This is a genomic window from Helcobacillus massiliensis (assembly GCF_033106145.1).
In the GTDB taxonomy this organism is placed as follows: Bacteria; Actinomycetota; Actinomycetes; order Actinomycetales; family Dermabacteraceae; genus Helcobacillus; species Helcobacillus massiliensis.
In genome coordinates this window covers 1827551-1843100 of record NZ_CP136959.1, presented here as the reverse complement: position 1 = coordinate 1843100, position 15550 = coordinate 1827551, and the positions used below count along the sequence as shown (strand labels likewise).

At 68.9% G+C, this 15550-nt stretch carries 11 protein-coding genes and 1 tRNA gene; 6 read left to right on the top strand and 6 right to left on the bottom strand.

Annotated elements, in window-relative coordinates:
- Window positions 1-3: 3 nt before the first annotated feature.
- The 5 genes from R3I40_RS08550 to R3I40_RS08530 form a co-directional block, all read right to left on the bottom strand.
- Window positions 4-726: a response regulator transcription factor gene (locus R3I40_RS08550; protein WP_183377254.1), complete on the bottom strand. Its 723-nt coding sequence runs from the start codon at window positions 724-726 to the stop codon at window positions 4-6.
- Window positions 727-888: 162 nt separating this feature from the next.
- Window positions 889-3600 (bottom strand): YPDG domain-containing protein, encoded by a 2712-nt coding sequence (locus tag R3I40_RS08545; protein WP_317699946.1) that lies wholly within the window; start codon window positions 3598-3600, stop codon window positions 889-891.
- A gap of 493 nt (window positions 3601-4093) precedes the next feature.
- Window positions 4094-4612 (bottom strand): LapA family protein, encoded by a 519-nt coding sequence (locus tag R3I40_RS08540; RefSeq protein ID WP_259923295.1) that lies wholly within the window; start codon window positions 4610-4612, stop codon window positions 4094-4096.
- A gap of 81 nt (window positions 4613-4693) precedes the next feature.
- Window positions 4694-6370 carry a DNA repair helicase XPB gene (locus tag R3I40_RS08535; protein ID WP_285261750.1) on the bottom strand — a complete coding sequence of 559 codons (1677 nt, stop codon included), beginning with the start codon at window positions 6368-6370 and terminating at the stop codon, window positions 4694-4696.
- A 34-nt stretch (window positions 6371-6404) separates the two neighbouring features.
- On the bottom strand, window positions 6405-7322 hold the full coding sequence (locus R3I40_RS08530) for a hypothetical protein (RefSeq protein ID WP_285261751.1): 918 nt from the start codon (window positions 7320-7322) through the stop codon (window positions 6405-6407).
- Window positions 7323-7533: 211 nt separating this feature from the next.
- Here R3I40_RS08530 and gndA point away from each other — a divergent pair, with 211 nt between their 5' ends.
- Window positions 7534-9003: an NADP-dependent phosphogluconate dehydrogenase gene (gene gndA, locus R3I40_RS08525; RefSeq protein ID WP_239373837.1), complete on the top strand. Its 1470-nt coding sequence runs from the start codon at window positions 7534-7536 to the stop codon at window positions 9001-9003.
- Window positions 9004-9013: 10 nt separating this feature from the next.
- On the opposite strand, the gene R3I40_RS08520 is transcribed toward gndA, so the two are convergent.
- Window positions 9014-11026 carry a helicase-associated domain-containing protein gene (locus R3I40_RS08520; protein WP_285261752.1) on the bottom strand — a complete coding sequence of 671 codons (2013 nt, stop codon included), beginning with the start codon at window positions 11024-11026 and terminating at the stop codon, window positions 9014-9016.
- Window positions 11027-11106: 80 nt separating this feature from the next.
- Here R3I40_RS08520 and R3I40_RS08515 point away from each other — a divergent pair, with 80 nt between their 5' ends.
- The 5 genes from R3I40_RS08515 (at window position 11107) to R3I40_RS08495 (ending at window position 15470) form a co-directional block, all read left to right on the top strand.
- On the top strand, window positions 11107-12300 hold the full coding sequence (locus R3I40_RS08515) for an RDD family protein (protein WP_183377089.1): 1194 nt from the start codon (window positions 11107-11109) through the stop codon (window positions 12298-12300).
- Between the two features lie 143 nt (window positions 12301-12443).
- Window positions 12444-12517: transfer RNA gene (locus R3I40_RS08510), tRNA-Leu, on the top strand.
- A gap of 28 nt (window positions 12518-12545) precedes the next feature.
- Window positions 12546-13250: a YggS family pyridoxal phosphate-dependent enzyme gene (locus R3I40_RS08505; protein WP_285261753.1), complete on the top strand. Its 705-nt coding sequence runs from the start codon at window positions 12546-12548 to the stop codon at window positions 13248-13250.
- Between the two features lie 5 nt (window positions 13251-13255).
- The gene (locus R3I40_RS08500) at window positions 13256-14530 is read left to right on the top strand and encodes an MFS transporter (protein ID WP_285261754.1); all 1275 of its coding nucleotides are present in this window, start codon (window positions 13256-13258) and stop codon (window positions 14528-14530) included.
- A gap of 70 nt (window positions 14531-14600) precedes the next feature.
- Window positions 14601-15470 (top strand): Bax inhibitor-1/YccA family protein, encoded by an 870-nt coding sequence (locus R3I40_RS08495; RefSeq protein WP_183377092.1) that lies wholly within the window; start codon window positions 14601-14603, stop codon window positions 15468-15470.
- The last annotated feature ends 80 nt before the right edge of the window (window positions 15471-15550 follow it).

Sequence of the window (15550 nt, the reverse complement as noted above, 5' to 3'; positions counted from 1 at the left end):
ACGTCAGGAACGGGGGTCTGCGGGACGCAGAACGTATCCGATGCCTCGCTTGGTGTGGATCATGGGTTCGCCCACCACGTCGATCTTGCGGCGCAGGTAGGAGATGTAGGACTCGACGATGCCGACTTCGCCGGACCAGTCGTAGTCCCAGACGTGGTCGAGGATCTGCGCTTTGGAGACGACTCGGCCGGCGTTCAGCATGAGGTAGCGCAGGAGCTTGAACTCGGTGGGGGAGAGGTCGATGGGGGAGTCGGCGCGGGTGACTTCGTGGGAGTCCTCGTCGAGCCGGAGGTCGCCGACGACGAGTGCGCTCTCGGACGGTTCGGACACACCGAGGTGGGTGCGGCGCAGCACGGCGCGAATGCGGGCCACGACCTCTTCCAGGCTGAAGGGCTTGGTGACGTAGTCGTCGCCGCCGACGGTGAGGCCGGCGACCTTGTCCTTGGTCTCATCGCGGGCGGTGAGGAACAGGATGGGGAAGTGGTGGCCCTTGTCGCGAAGGCGGCGGGTGACGGTGAAGCCGTCCATGTCCGGGAGCATGACGTCCAGGACGATCAGGTCCGGTTCCTCTTCGGTGGCGATGCGGACGGCTTCGGAGCCGTTGGACGCGGCGTGGACGTCGAAGCCCGCGAAGCGGAGGGACGTGGCGAGCAGGTCGCGGATGTTCGGTTCGTCGTCGACGACGAGGAGCTTGGCCTCGTAGTCGTGTTCAGCCTCAGTGGTCATGAATCCATACTGAGCCGTCAAAGTGAGAAGGGCCTGAATGCACTCTGTGAGATACGGGCTGCGTGGGGGTATGGACGGGCATGACGAAGCGGGGCGCAGACCCTGTGGATCTGCGCCCCGCTTGTTGGTCAACCGGTCAGTGACCGGCTGTCACTGCTGGGATCAGCGGTCGCCCTTGCGGCGGCGGGTCACCATGGCGGTACCCGCAGCGACGAACGCTGCAGCTGCCGCGAGGAGGCCGCCGACCTGGGCACCGGTGCGTGCCAGGTCGCCGCTCGGAGCGTGGCTCTGGTCCTGGCCCTGGCTCGGGGCATTGCTGCCGCCGTTGCCCGGCGTACCGGAGCCGCCGTTGCCCGGCTGGGTGGTGCCGCCGTTACCGCCGTCGCCACCGTTGCCGCCGTCTCCGCCGTTACCACCGGAGCCGCCGTTGCCGCCGTCTCCGCCGTTGCCGCCGTTGCCGCCGTCGCCGCCGTCTCCACCGTCGCCGCCGTCGCCACCATCTCCACCGTTACCCGGCTTTTCGCCGACGGTGACGGTGATGGTGTCGATGACGTTGCCGTCCTTGTCCTTGACCACGACGGTGATCTTGTCACCGGGCTTGGCGTCATCGTTGATGTCGACAACGAGGTTGCCCTCGTCATCGATGCGGCCCTTGCCGGGGCCTTCGGTCTCAACGGTGGTGCCGTCCGGAACCGGGCCACCCTCGTTCGGGATGGTCACGGTGTCGCCCGGGTTGCCCTTGTCGTCGTTCCAGTCCGGCTTGTCGGCGGGCTTTTCGCCGACGGTGACCGTGATCTCGTCGATCACGTTGCCGTCCTTGTCCTTGACCACGACGGTGATCTTGTCACCGGGCTTGGCGTCATCGTTGATGTCGACAACGAGGTTGCCCTCGTCATCGATGCGGCCCTTGCCGGGGCCGTCGGTCTCAACGGTGGAGCCGTCCGGAACCTCGCCACCCTCGTTCGGGATGGTCACGGTCTCGCCCGGCTTGCCCTTGTCATCGTTCCAGTCCGGCTTCTCAGCCGGAGCCTCGGTCACGGTGACCTTGGCATCGACGGTGTCCGTGGAGCCGTCCGGGTAGGTGACGAGCACCGGGATGGTGTAGTCACCGGCCGGGACGGACGGGTCGATGGTGATGGAACCGTCCTCGTTCACGGTGAAGCCGTCGGGCAGGTCGCCGTTCGGCTCGTACTTGGTGCCCTCAGGTGCGGTGGCCGGGTTGCCATCGGCATCGGTGTAGGTCGGGGTCGGCACGGTGCCGCCCTTGCCCTCCTCGACCGTGGTGTCCTCGTAGGCCGGGGTCAGGTTGTCGGTGATGGGAGTCAGATCGACGATGAAGGAGTCGCCCGCGATGATGTTGCCGCCGGAGACGAGGCGAGCGGTGTACACCATGCCGTCCGGAGCATCGGCGGGCACCTGGAAGGTGCAGGCCTCAGCCTCAGCCTCGGAGGTCACCGGGTCGCAGGTCTTGACGATCTTGCCGTTGGAGTCAACCCACTCGATCTTGGAAGCGAGCGGCGGCATGACACCGGTGAAGTCGAGCTCGGCGGTGTCACCCGGGCGAGCCGGGTTCTCCGTCACGTCGTAGTTGGTGATCTGCAGGTCAACGTCAGTCCGAGCCACGATGGCGTAGTTGACGTTGTACCACATCGGCCTCGCCACGAGGTTCTGTGCCGGGGCCGCCTGCGGGGTGAACGACACGTTGGCATTCGGCTTGCGGAACTCGGGGGAGGTGTAGCCGGAGTAGCCGTTGACGAGCTCGCCCTGCTTATCGAAGACCTGCATGTACAGGTACTGGTCGTTCAGCTTGCCGTCCGGGAAGCGCAGCGTGTAGCGACCCTGATCGTTGGTCTTGCCCTGCACAGTCGCGGAGATGTACTCCGGGTGGGCCTTCAGCAGCTTGGCCGCGGCAGCGGCGCGCTGGGACTTGTCGAGGGACTCCACCTGAGCCTTGTAGGCCTGAGCGCCCTCGGAGGTCAGCGACGACATCACAACCGTGTAGCCAGCGGCCTCGGGATCCTTGGTGTTGTTGTTCGGGCCGGTCGCCGAGTTGGCGTAGTCACCGTCACCGGTCTCCAGCCACACCTGACCGGACACCGAGTTCTTTGCCTGCAAGTCGGTCCAAGGGGCCGAGAGTGGACCCTTGGAGTCCGTGATCCACTCGGCCTGCGGGCGGTGCATGTAGGTGCCGCCCTGCTCCGTCATGAAGACGCCGGTGCGCTGCATGTTCGTGCCGATCAGCGGGAACTGACCCAGGTTGCTGTGGGTCACCGAGTTGACGAACGAGCCGGGGAAGAAACCGCCGGCCTGGCGCATCATGGTGATGGTGTTGCCGGTGGCCGGGTTGGTGCTGTCCGGGATCACCAGCTTGTAGTACTGGCCGTCGGTGGCGTTGTACGTGTGCTTCTTGCCCTTCGCGTCGGTCCAGCCCTTACGCAGGTCGAACGCGTAGGAGCCGTTGCCGGCCTGGCCGCTGTCATCGCCGGGCAGAGAGTTCGAAGTCTTCGCGGAGTACCACGGGGAGACGGCGCCGTCCTTGTCGATCCACTGCAGGTAGACCTCGGTGCCCTCCGGAACAGCCGAGAGCTCGTTCCCGGTGGTCGCCGGGGTGCCCCTGTCCGAGATGAACGCACGACCCGACAGGGTGTTCTTCGCGTTCGTCATATCGGTTTCGTTCTTGATGTAGCCGTTGGCGAGCGCGTCGGCCGGGATGGCGTTGGCCTGAGAGCTGCCGGGCTGGTCAGTCGGCGCGGCGGCCGGTGCGAGAGCCGCGGCCTGCTGGCTGGTCGGTGCAGCAACCGAAACTGTTGCGGTTGCGCCGAAAGTGCCCACGAGGAGAGCAGTAGTGCCGGCTGCGGCAACTGCACGTCGCATCAGGGGAGTACGACCTGCAGTCGCGGCGTTGGCACTCCGGTTACGGAAAGCGTCAAAAACCATGAAAACTCCATCTTCTTCGAAGGGAGCATGCGCCGAATCACACAGGGAGGCCCCGTCGAGACCGAAGGTAGCCAAACCGTGACCTCGTCACCAGGGCGATCGGTCGGTTAAGCCCTACGCTTCCAGGTGGTAACCAGGCGAACAGCCGGCGAGGGGACCATTGTCCCGGTTGGTCAGTGCGAAAAGTTTGAGACTTGCGCGTGATAACAGTGTCAGGGTGAGGACCGAAGTCGGATGTTGTGCGTTTGTGACGATCTTCCGGGCCCGGGTACCGTCGACCCATGTGTTCATAGTTACTGTCCGGACGCTGGGACAAACGGGGAAACCCGGCATTGTGCACCTCATCGACCCACTGTCGTCCTTCACGACATGCAGAGGGCCGCCCCCATGCCGGGGGAGGCCTTCTGGTCTGGTGGATGCGGTGGTCAGCTCACAGCCGCTGGGCCTCGCGCATTGCCGAGCGCATCCGCTCGTTCGACTTGCGCATCTTGCGCAGGCGCCACGCCTGCTGCGCCATGAGGATGCTCGCAATCGCCGCCACGATCAGGCCGCCGAGCACGGCCGCCAGCAGCATGGCGACCCCGCTGGCGAGCGTGAAGTGCCAGCTCAGGAACGCGAAGGACTGGGCATCAGGGTTCTGGACGACGAAGGCGAGCAGGGCCGCCAGAATGATTCCGCCCACGGCCAGGCCGATGATCAGGCGCGCTGCCATCTGCGGGTTGCGGGTGTCCTCAACGGCCTCGAATGCGGCAGGATCGGGTGTCCGGCGCGCGGGGCTGTCCTGGCGCACTTCCGGCTCGCGGCCTGGGCGGGGCTCTCCGGCCGCGTGGCCGGGCTGATCGGAGACGGACTCAGCCGCAGGCGCGGTCCGGTTCTGCGCGTGAACCTCACCGCGGGCAATGGCGCCGTCGTGGTCGTACTGGGAACGGGCGTCGTCAGGTCGGGACATCAGAGTGCACCTCGCAGAAGGGGTCGGAGGGGGGAAGGCGCGCAGAGAGGCGACCTCCGTGCCGGACTCATCCAGCTTAGATCAGCCGGACTCCTCTATCTCGGAATGATCAACTATCCGGTACGCATACCCCTGCTCGGAGAGGAACCGCTGACGATGACGAGCGAACTCCTCCTCGCCGGTGTCCCGCATGACCAGGGAGTAGAAGTGCGCCCGCCGCCCGTCGGGCTTCGGCCGCAGCAGCCTCCCCAGCCGCTGCGCCTCCTCCTGGCGCGACCCGAAGGCTCCCGAGACCTGCACCGCTACCGACGCGTCCGGCAGGTCCACCGAGAAGTTCGCAATCTTCGACACCACCAGGCGGGGGACCTCACCCGACCGGAACTGTGCGAACAGCTCCTCGCGGCGAGCAGGTGCGGTCCTGCCCGTCATCACCGGCGCACCGATCGCCTCTGCGATCTCCTCCAACTGATCCACGTACTGCCCGATCACCAGCAGCGGCTCTCCCGCATGTCGATCCACGATCCGCTGCACCACCGGCACCTTCGCAGCATGCACCGCAGCCATCCGATGCCGCACCGCCGGCTCCTCGGACCGCAGCACCCGCAGATCCGCGGCAGGCATATCCACCCGCACCTCGACCATCTCGGCAGGAGCGATCCATCCCTGCGACTCGAGCCGTTTCCACGGCGCATCGAACCGCTTCGGGCCGATCAGGGAGAACACGTCGGACTCCCGGCCGTCCTCCCGCACCAGAGTCGCCGTCAGCCCGAGCCGCCGACGCGCCTGCAGGTCCGCCGTCACACGGAACACCGGCGCCGGCAGCAGATGCACTTCGTCGTACAGCACCAGGCCCCAGTCGCGGGCGCTCATCAGCTCCAGGTGCGGCATCACGCCCTTCCGCTTCGCCGTCAGCACCTGATAGGTGGCGATCGTGACCGGACGGATCTGCTTGCGCCGTCCCGAATACTCGCCGATCTCATCCTCTCTCAGCGTGGTGCGGCGCAGCAGCTCCCGCTTCCACTGGTGCGCCGAGACCGTGTTCGTCACGAGGATCAGCGTGGTGCGGCCCGTGCGCGCCATCGAGGCGGCGCCCACCACGGTCTTCCCCGAACCGCACGGGAGGACCACCACACCCGAGCCGCCGGACTCGAACGCGTCGACCGCCTCCTGCTGATAGTCCCGCAGCTGCCACGCGGAGGCTCCGTCGGCCCCCTGCTCAGCCGACGCCGTCAGCGCGATCGGGTGGGCTTCGCCGTCGATGAACCCGGCGAAGTCCTCCGCCGGCAGGCCGATCCGCACCAGCGCCTGCTTCAGGGAGCCGCGGGCACTGGGGTGCACCACCACGGTGGTGTCATCGATGCGTTCGCCGAGCATCCCATCGGTGCGCTTCGACCGCAGCACCTTCTGCATCGACTCGGGATCGGCGGCCTCCAGGATGAGCCCGTGGATGGGCGAGGACTGCAGGCGCAGCCGCCCGTAGCGGTCCATCGTGTCCGCAATGCTCTCCAGCAGCGTGTGCGCCACCGGGAAGCGAGCATGCGCCGCGAGCGAATCGACCACCGTGGCGGCGTCGAAGCCCGCGGCGCGCGCGTTCCACAGCCCCAGATCCGTGAGGCGATAGGTGTGGATGTGTTCGGGGGTGCGCTCCAGCTCCGCGAACGGCGCGATCGCCGCGCGGGCCTCATCGGCCGACGGATGCCCGACATCGAGCAGGATGCTCCTATCGGGCTGGACGATCAGGGCGCCGGTGGCAGTCACCCGGCCAGTCTAGAAGGAGTGCACCCCAGAACGATCAACTGAGGCGGGGTGCCTCACGGTCGCGGCCCACCGCCACCACGTACAGACCGAACTGCAGCAGCACACCGGCGATGACCGACGCCAGCGCCGGCAGGATCAGCCACGCCAGAATCGACATCGCCACCGTCAGGATCAGGGTCACGAGGATCACCAGGCCCAGGTTCGCGATCACCAGCGACGCGGAGCGACTGAACGCCTCACCGGTGGACAGACCCTCCAGCGCCACCAACGGCAGCACGAACGTGGTCAGCACAGCCACGGCGATCGGGCCGATCACCGGGATGATCCAGGACACCATGCCGAGCACGAGGGTCAGCAGGATGGGCAGGAGCAGGCGGGTGCCCACGAATCCCTGAGCGACCGACGCCTTCTCCCCGCGTGCGGACATCGCAGCCACGTTCGCCATGCCGGACATCCACAGCGCTGAAACCGCGAACATCGCCACCATGAACACGAGCATGGACACGATCATGGTGACACCGAACACCGCGCCGCCGGAGTCGGAGCTGGAGGCGCCGGCCGACACGGCGCCCGCGAGGCCCATCCCGAAGAGCAGGATGACGCCGCCGATGACCGGAATGATCGAATACACCAGAGACGGCACGATGAACGCCACCCAGTTGCGGCCGAAGGCATCCGCCATCCAGGAGAACGTGCGGCTGATCTTCGCACCGAGGTCATCGGAACTGCTCATCGGGGCGGTGCCGTAGCCCGAGGGGCCGGTTGAGGGGCCGGCGGCCGGCTGCGGCGCCGACTGCGGGGCGCTGAACGGAGCGGACGGGGCGGAGGAGCCGCCGTCGGCCGCCCAGGAGGGCGCAGCGCCCTGCTGCTGCGGGGCCGACGGGTACTGGCCCCACTCGGGGGCGCCGTTGGCGGAGGAGGTGGAGCGGGAGTCGTCGGTCGGCGACGTCATGCGTGTCCTTCTGTTCTGGGATGTGATGAGGGGCCGCGCGCACCCGCGTGGGCGCGCGCTCCACATGAGAAGTGTGGCACGGACCGGGCCGAAAGCCGCACCGACGGGTCCGGGTACCCTTCGGCCCCAGGGACCGAAGCGGCGGTCTTCTAGACTGGACGGCGCAGCGCGTCGACGCGCCTCCCCACCCCCTATGAAGGAGAAGTCGTCCATGGCCACTTTCGACCCGGCACCCGCGAACTCCGCCGATATCGGCGTCACCGGGATGGCGGTGATGGGCTCGAACCTCGCCCGCAACCTCGCCCGCAACGGCTTCAAGGTCGCCATCCACAACCGGTCCGTGGGGCGCACCGAGAAGGTCATCGAGAACCACAGCGAGGACGGCCAGTTCCTCCCCTCGGAGTCGATGGACGACTTCGTGGCCTCCCTGCAGAAGCCGCGCGTGGCGATCATCATGGTGCAGGCCGGCGCAGCCACCGACGCCGTCATCGAGGAGCTCGCCTCCCGCATGGACGAGGGCGACATCATCGTGGACTGCGGCAACGCCCTGTTCACCGACACCCGCCGCCGCGAAGCCGACCTCCGCGAGCGCGGCCTCCACTTCGTCGGCGCCGGCGTCTCCGGCGGTGAAGAGGGCGCCCTCAACGGCCCCTCGATCATGCCCGGCGGCCCCGTCGAGTCGTACAAGCGGGTGGGGCCGATGTTCGAGAAGATCGCCGCGCAGGTCGACGGCGACCCCTGCTGCACCCACGTGGGGGCCGACGGTGCCGGCCACTTCGTGAAGATGGTGCACAATGGCATCGAATACGCCGATATGCAGGTCATCTCCGAGGCGTACGACATGATGAACAAGGCCCTCGGCATGAGCGCCCCCGAGATCGGTGAGGTCTTCGAGGAGTGGAACAAGGGCGAACTGGAGTCCTTCCTCATCGAGATCACCGCTGAGGTGCTGAAGCACAAGGACAACGTCACCGGCAAGCCGTTCGTGGACATCGTGCAGGACCGCGCCGCCCAGAAGGGCACCGGCGCCTGGACTGTGCAGACCGCCCTGGACTTCGGCGTTCCGGTCACCGGCATTGCGGAGGCGACCTTCGCCCGCTCCACCTCCGGCTCCGTGAAGCAGCGCGAAGCCGCGATCGGTGTGCTGCCCGCCGAAACCCAGGACCAGACCGTGGAGGACCGCGACCGTCAGCAGTTCATCGAGGACCTGCAGAAGGCGCTGTACGCCGCGAAGCTCGTGTCCTACTCGCAGGGCTTCGATGAGATCGCGGCCGGTGCCGAGCACTACGAGTGGGACATCAACCTCGGCGACATGGCGAAGATCTGGCGCGGCGGCTGCATCATCCGCGCCCGCTTCCTCAATCACATCACCGAGGCGTACAAGCGCAACCCCGACCTCCACCTGCTGCTGGCGGACGAGTACTTCCGCGGTGAGATCGCCTCCTGCATCCCGGCGTGGCGCCGCGTCGTCGCGTACGCCGCAGCGAACGGCTTCCCGGTGCCGGTGTTCACCTCGACCCTGTCGTACTACGACGCGGTCCGCTCCGAACGCCTCCCGGCAGCGCTCGTGCAGGCGCAGCGCGACTTCTTCGGCGCGCACACCTACCGCCGCGTGGATGCCGACGGGTCCTTCCACGTGGAGTGGACCGGGGACCGCACGGAGACGAAGATCAGCGACTGACCCCGCCCGGTCAGCCGAGTGTGACGCGGTGGACGAGGACGGTGAACTCCGTTCCGTCCGCCGCGTCGCGTGCTGTCAGGCGGCCCGCGTTCAGGGACAGCGGACGGGCCCGCTTCTCGACGATGCCGCCGCGGCCGTCGACGATGCCGAGCCGCAGCTCGCCCCCGTCGGCGATCGCCGCCCGGATGCGGTCGGACACCCCGTGGCGGGAGGCCGACGGGTTCTCCTCCGCGGCCCGGATCCGCCGCACCGCCTCCGCGGGCTCCAGCCGCAGGGAGGGATCCGTCGGCCCCTGAGTCCCCTCCCCGGCGCTGATCAGCATGGCCGCGGGGACAGCGGGACGGCCCGCCGCCGGTGCTGAGGCGCGGCGCGCACTGCGCGGGTGCGGAGCGGACGCGTCCGTGTCACCGGTGGCGACCATGCCGGCGCGGCGCGCCAGATCCGCCGCGAGAGCGGGGCGAACGGTCGCGAGGGCAGCAGTCGGCGCGAGGCGCACGAGCCCCAGCATGGATGCCTCATCGGAGGCGAACAGACGGTCCAGGTGCGCCTCCTCACCGGTGAGGACGGACTGGGCGGAGCGCACCTCGATGCGGCCCACTTTTCGGGCTTCGTCGGTGATGAGGAACTCCAGGGCCTGCGGCACCGGGGTGATCGCGCGGTCGCGCAGCGCGTGGAGCATGTGGTCGGCACTGGTGCCGGTGCGCAGAGCGGCGGCGATGGACGACGGCGTGAAGCGGCCCGTGGCGGCGGGCCCGCGACCGTCGCTCTCCGCCCACTCCAGCAGGCGCTGGACCGCGGCCGTGGGACGGCCCGGCACGGTGATCGTCATATCGGAGTCGAGGATCACCTGATCCACCTGCGGCGGCAGCAGGGCCCGCAGCGCCTCCGCGGCCCGCTCTCCCGAGAGGACCGACTCGAGCAGCGCCGTCGGCACACCGTCGGCGAGCAGACCCCACGCCTCGGCTTCCGCGAGGGCGAACCGCGCTTCCTGCTGCACGCCCGGCGCCGGCACGAGCGGGAACAGCCAGGCGGCGAGGTGCATGACCGCGTCCGTCGATGCGCGCACGTCCCGCTCGCGCGCCTGGGCCGCAATGTGCTGCAGAAGCAGGCGCCTGCGCTCGCGGGCACCGGCGCGGCGCGTCTCATCCGACAGCGCCGCCCGCGGCCCGCCCGCCCGGGAACCGGACCCGGTGGGGGAGGGGTCCACCGGTTCGCCCGCGAGGGACGGGATGTGTGAACTCGAGAGCCACGCGTCCACCAGGAGCGCCCACTGGTCGGCGTCGTCCGCCTCGAGGTGCGCGGCGAGCTCCGCGGTTGCCTGCCAGTCCTCGCCGTCGTGCGCGAGGAGTCCCAGCGACCATGCCGCATGCATGGCGGTGGACCACACCTCGGGCGCTGCGCCGGCGTCAGCGGCGAACCGTCGGTGGTCCCGCTGCGCGACGCCACCGCGGCGCAGCACGCCCGGCAGGCCGTCCCATCGGGCGATTCCTGCCACCAGCGAGGTCATCTCCAGGGCGTGCTGCGCCGCCTGCGCCGCGCGGCCTCCGGGGAAGCGCTCAGCGGTCGCGTCCGGCAGGGGAGGCGGCTGCGGACAGAAGTCCGCCACGATCCGCTGCCCCCGCTGGGCTGCCTGCACCACGCCGGGTGCCAGACCGGACTTCTCCGGCAGGAGTTCCAGGACCGTGCGGATGGGGCGGAACCCGTTGGCCCCCTTGATGACGAGCGCACGCACCCGCAGTCCCTCCATCACCGGCCCCACCTCGCCGGCCGTACAGCCCAGCGCCCGCGCCGCGGCCTCCAGTGTGACCGGTGGCGGAAGAACAGCGAGGGTCTGCAGCAGCTGCAGGGCCGGGCGGTGCAGGCCGTCCAGGGCGCGCCGCACGCTCACCTTCGTGGAGGAGCGCGCCGCCAACTGGGACAGGGACTGCGGCAGCTGCGCCGTCAGGTCATCGCGGGAGGTGAACAGTTCGAGCAGGTCATCGTCGGTGAAGGACCGCAGGGCATCGGCGAGAGTGGGCAGCATGCGGCCAGGATACGGAACAGGGCACTCCTCCACCCCCAGCGGCCATTCCCTTCCGTGCCGCAGTGTGGTCTGCTGAGGCCATGAACCCGAGCCCCACCCACACCGACCAACCCGGCGCCGCCGCCGGTCCGCTGCCGCGCGCCGCCGCCCGCGCTATCGATACCGCGATCCTCGCCGTGATCGGTGTCGGTGCGGCACTGCTGCTGGGGCTGGTGCTGATCGCACCTGGGCCGGCGATGGACGACCCGAGTTCCGGGCCCCGCACCTGGGTGGATCTTGTCCTGGCTGGGGTGGTCCTCGGTGCGCCCCTGACCGCCCTGTTCGCAGTGGTCATCCTGCCGATCCTCACCGCGCTGACCGGCACCACCGCTGGCAAGCGCATCGCCCGCCTCGAGGTCCGTGCAGCCGACGGTTCCCGCTGCCCCTGGTGGCGCTCAGTGCTGCGCGAAGCGCCGATGGTTCTGTTCGCCGTGGTGAGTTGGGCGATGATCCTCGCCGCCCTGATCCTCTACTACGCTGTGCGGCCCTCACCGTTCCTGCTGTTCGTGGCGCCGGCGCTGCTGCTGGGGCCCGCGCTCGCGGCCGCTCTGGCCGGCCTCGGTGTCGCTGCCCGGTCCCGCCGGCAGCTCGGGGACATCCTCGCCGGCACCGTGGTGGTACCGCGCGGGACCCCGGTGGCTGAGGCGCCTCCCGCCGTGGGACTGCCGACTCGGTGGGCGGCGACCACCCGCCCTGAATCCCGCGCGCTGCTGGGCCGCCGATTCCTCGCCCGCGTCATCGACATCGCGCTTCGACTCGTGCCGACCGCAGTCGCCGTGGTGATCATGGTCGGGGCCCTGTGGGTGCAGGCGGAGAATTCGCCCCCGCCGGACCCGAACGATCCGTGGGCGGGGTGGGACTCGCTCGTCGCCTTCCTCGTTATGTCCGCCGGGGTCCTGCTGCTCACCGCCGTCGTGTGGGCGCTGTACGACATTGTTCTGCACGCCGGGACCGGCCGCACTCCCGGCAAGCGCATCATGAAGCTGCAGGTGGTGAAGCGGGCCGACGGGGACGCGATCGGCCTCGTGCTGTCCTTCGCCCGCGCGATCCTGCCGGTGGCGGCGGCGACGCTGCTGATCCTCGCCGGGCTCGTCCTGTCGCTGGGGTTCCTGCTGCCGATCGTGATGCCGCCGCTGCTGCTGATCATCCCCATCACCGCGCTGTTCGACCCGGAGGGTCTGCAGCGCTCCGTCATCGACCGGGTGCTCGGCATCCGCGTGGTCCGTACCGACTGAGGGGGATGGCCGGCGTATCGCCGACATGCTCGCCGGCGCTCTGCTGCGCCGCCGGGTGGTCCGCGCAGTGACGAATGCGTCTCCGCGCGGCCGCTCCCACCTCCACAACAGCACGGGGCGCCCATAGGATGGCGGGGCCGCCGGCCCCCATAGCCCAACTGGCAGAGGCAGGAGACTTAAAATCTTCACAGTCTGGGTTCGAACCCCAGTGGGGGTACTCGTCACACGTGAAGGAGAGCCCCGTCATGAGCGAACTCGCCGACTCCATCGATCAGGTCCTCGACCGCATCGCCCAGGCCGCGCAGCGCGCCGGCCGCAGCGCCGAGGACATCGCCATCGTCCTGGCCACGAAGACCCGCACCGCTGATGAGATCCGCGCGGCTGTCGAGATCTTCTCCGAGCGCGGCGTGCGAGTGGGTGTGGGGGAGAACCGCGCCCAGGAGATCGCCAAGCACGTCGACCTCGAGGACCTCGGCCTCACCCGCCACTTCATCGGCCGCCTCCAGACCAACAAGGCGCGCGACGTCGTCCGCTTCGCCGACCTCATCCACTCCGTTGATCGCCCCGGCCTCATCGACGCACTCGAGCGCCGCGCCGACAACGACGGCGTCACCCAGCGCATCCTGCTGCAGGTCAACACTTCCGGTGAGGACACCAAGGCCGGCTTCGCGCCCGATGCCGCCGTGCTGAAGGACGCGATCGACCGCTGCCGCGATGGCGGCACCCTCACCGTGGAGGGCCTGATGACCATCGGCTCCCACACCGGTGACGAGGACGAAGTCCGCCGTTCCCTGCGGGACCTGCGGATCCTGCGCGAGGACCTCGCCGACGGCGCCGTGCGCGAGCTCTCCATGGGCATGACCCATGATCTCGAGCAGGCCGTCGAAGAGGGCGCCACCATCATCCGCGTGGGCTCCGCCGTGTTCGGCGAGCGCAACTACACGAAGTGACGGCGATGCCGCCGCGCTCCTACGCGACCCTCACCCCCGCCGGACGCCGCTTCGCGCTGTTCGCCATCGCCATCGGCGGGTTCGGCATCGGCACCAGTGAGTTCATCTCCATGGGCCTGCTGCCGGACATCGCCCGCAGCCTCCTGGCCCCCTTCTACGCCCAGAACCCCGACGCCGCCACCGCGAAGGCCGGCATCGCGGTCAGCGCCTACGCCGCCGGTGTGGTGATCGGCGCTCCGGTGCTGTCCCTGCTCAGCGTGACGATGTCCCGGCCGAAGCTCATCATCGGCCTCGGCATCGGCCTGCTCTTCGGCACCCTGCTCTCCGCGAGCATGCCCACGTTCGAACTGACCGTCATCGCGCGCTTCCTCGCCGGCCTGCCGCACGGCGCATTCTTCGGCGTCGCGGCCCTGCTCGCCGCCGATGTGATGGGACCCGGCAACCAGGGCAAGGGCATCGCGCTCGCCCTGTCCGGCCTGACGGTGGCGAACCTCGCTGGTGTTCCCCTGCTGACCGCGTTCGGTCAGTCCCTCGGCTGGCGCACCGCCTACCAGCTGGTCGCGGGCATCTTCGCCCTCACCGTGGTGCTGCTGCTGATCGCGCTGCCGCCGCAGGCCCCGCCGCGCGGCCGCAGCATCCGCGATGAGCTCTCCGCCTTCCGCTCCAAGCGTCTGTGGATGGTGCTGGTGATCGACTCCGTCGGCTTCCTGTCGATGTTCGCCGTGTTCGGCTACATCGCGGACATCTCCACCTCGGTCGCGGGCATGCAGCCGGCCCACGTCCCGCTCATCCTCGCCTGCGCGGGCCTCGGCATGACGATCGGCAACATCGTGGGCGGTCACCTCGCCGACTGGTCGTTCCGCCGCTCCCCGCTGCTGGTGTTCCCCTTCTTCGTGGCGTCCCTGTTCCTGCTGATCCCGCTGGCGTCCTTCCCGGTCGGGCTCGCAGTCGGCATCGTGGTACTGATGGGGCTGAACGCCTGCATCCACCCGAGCCTGCAGGCGTGGCTGATGGATTCCGCGGGGGAGTCGGTGACGCTGGGGGCGGCTCTGCACCACGGTGCGTTCAACATTGCGAACTCACTCGGAGTCGCCGCGGGCGGCATCGTGGTGGCGGCCGGGTTCGGCTTCCGCGCCCCGATCATCCTGGCGGCGGGGCTCGGCGTGTTCGGCTGGGCGATCACCGCGCTCGGCCTCACCCTCGACCGCCGACGGAGGCCGCATGGGGACGTGTCCCCCTCGCGGCCCATCAAACCGGCCGCAGCACCGACCGTAGTCTGACGCTCGAGTCGTCCCCCCTTCGATACACTCAGTCCATCATCCGTCCCACGTCAGATTGGATTCCCTCACCATGGCAGGTAAGAACATCCTGTTCGGCAAGGATCCCGCCTTCCGCGAAGGCGGCGGGCAGTACGCCCCCGCGCCCCAGTACAACCAGGCCTTCGGCCAGCCCCAGCAGGGCTCGCCGGAGCAGCTCAACCAGATGTTCATGCAGCCCGCCGCGACCGGACACGACACCGGCCGCGTCAGCTACCGCGACATCATGAACGCCCTGACCGCCACCCTCGGCACCATCATGCTGATCGCCGCCGTCGTGATGGCGATCCCGGCGGTCGTCGGCGCCGTCGCCGGGGAAGATGCCGAGATGGCTGTGCGCGGCCTGCTGTTCATCGCCACCATCATCGGCCTCATCGGCTCCCTGATCTTCGGCATCTGGGGCTCCTTCAAGCGCCGCGGCAGCGCCCCGCTCACCATGGCGTACGCCGTGTTCGAAGGCCTGCTGCTCGGCGGCATCAGCTCCACCTTCGAGATGATCTACCCCGGCATCGTCTTCCAGGCGGTCCTGGCCACCCTCGCCGTGGTCGCCTCCATCCTCGTGCTGTTCCGCATGGGCAAGCTGCGCTCGAGCCCGAAGCTCACGAAGATCTTCTTCGTGGCGTTGGGCGCGTACATGATCTTCAGCCTGGTGAACCTGGCTCTGATCATCTTCACCCAGACCAACCTGCGCTACGGTGACTTCTCGTGGCTCGGGCTCGCGGTCGGCGCGTTCGCCGTGCTGCTCGCCTCCTACAGCCTGGTGCTGGACCTGGAGGCCGCCCAGATCGCCGTCAACAACGGTGCAGAGCGCTCCATCGCGTGGCGCGTGGCCCTCGGCCTCGCCCTCACCGTGGTGTGGATGTACATGGAGATCCTCCGCCTTCTGTCGATCCTCAGGGACTGACCATCCCCCATTGGAGGCCGGCCGACGGGGTCCGATGCGCGCCAGTGCGTCGGGCCCCGTTCCCTGTCCTCATGAGCTGA